The following is a 1,126-nucleotide window of genomic DNA, read 5'->3' as shown; positions in this document are numbered from 1 at the left end:
ACTGTTCCAAAAGCACCTGTTTGGCAATGTAAAATGGCTTTTGAAAGATCAACATCAGCTGGAACTTCAAACACCACTTTGCCTGATTTGCTTAATCCTGGTTTTTTCATTATCGATCTTCACATCAGCAATGATGAATTTTCCATCAGTTGTAGCGTTAATAATAAAGTCATTTCCAGAATCAATTTCCTGTGTTTCTTCCACAGATTGAACAGTGAAACCTACATCAGCAACTGTGGATGTTTCACCAATTTTAGCAATCTTAGGTTCAGCTTTCTTTTCTTTTGGTTTATCAGATTTCGTTTCTTCTTGGCTTTTAGGTTCAGTTGAGGTTTTTTCATCTCCATCAGATAGAGCTGCTCCAATAACTCCTAAAATAATTAAAGCAATAAATCCTAAACAACCAAACTTAAAAAACTTTTTCATTCTTCTTCCCCTAGTATTTTTTGGAACATTTACCAATTGTAATTATATACGATGTTTGCAAATTTTTGTTTCAAAAATTACATTTCAAAAATAGCCCCTTGCTATCTCCACTCAGCAGGGGGCTTACCTTTATTCCACGGTTGGTTTTTCACGTTCTCATACACTTCTGGATAACAACGGCTGCAGTACGGATTCTTCTTGATCTCCCACATTTCTTCTTTTGGAAACCACTTTGCACAGTAAAGGCACATTTTTCTATCGCTCATACAGATCATCAACCTTTACACCTAATAAATCAGCTAATTTAAAAGCTTTTTCTAAAGAAGGGATGCTCTTTCCAGTGCTCCAATTTGAAAGTGTATTTGCGGATATTTTTAATTCCTCCATTAGTTTTTCCCTACTATAAGGGGTAGCGTCAGGAAAATGCGGATTTACAACGTTAAGGAAATCAAAATATAAAAAGTCTAATTTCTCGGTGTTATAAGTGAAAAATTAGGCTTTAGTTACTTCATTAAAGCGCCTGATTGTTGAAGACTAAAGTTTATATTCACCAAGAAAATTGATGTGCTCTTATCCTAACAAATTTTATTTAGGACTTACATGTATGCCTTCACTCTCTCGCCAATCTGCGTAAAGTATACGCTTTACATTATCATATCCATTGGTAGTTAATTGGTTATCTAACCACTGTTGATCAAAT

At 34.6% G+C, this 1,126-nt stretch carries 1 protein-coding gene and 1 pseudogene; both read right to left on the bottom strand.

Annotated features, from left to right (window positions below; all coding sequences use genetic code 11):
• Positions 1-66: 66 nt before the first annotated feature.
• A complete protein-coding gene (locus tag BFI01S_RS22005) occupies positions 67-426 on the bottom strand; it encodes a DUF4352 domain-containing protein (protein ID WP_061794464.1) in 360 nt (119 codons plus the stop codon).
• A gap of 255 nt (positions 427-681) precedes the next feature.
• Positions 682-819: pseudogene (locus tag BFI01S_RS22805) on the bottom strand (helix-turn-helix transcriptional regulator); the annotation flags it as partial.
• Positions 820-1,126: the final 307 nt, after the last annotated feature.

The organism is Cytobacillus firmus NBRC 15306, from assembly GCF_001591465.1.
In the GTDB taxonomy this organism is placed as follows: Bacteria; Bacillota; Bacilli; order Bacillales; family Cytobacillaceae; genus Cytobacillus; species Cytobacillus firmus.
The sequence above is the reverse complement of the archived record's forward strand: the minus strand, read 5'-3'. Positions and strand labels throughout refer to the sequence as shown.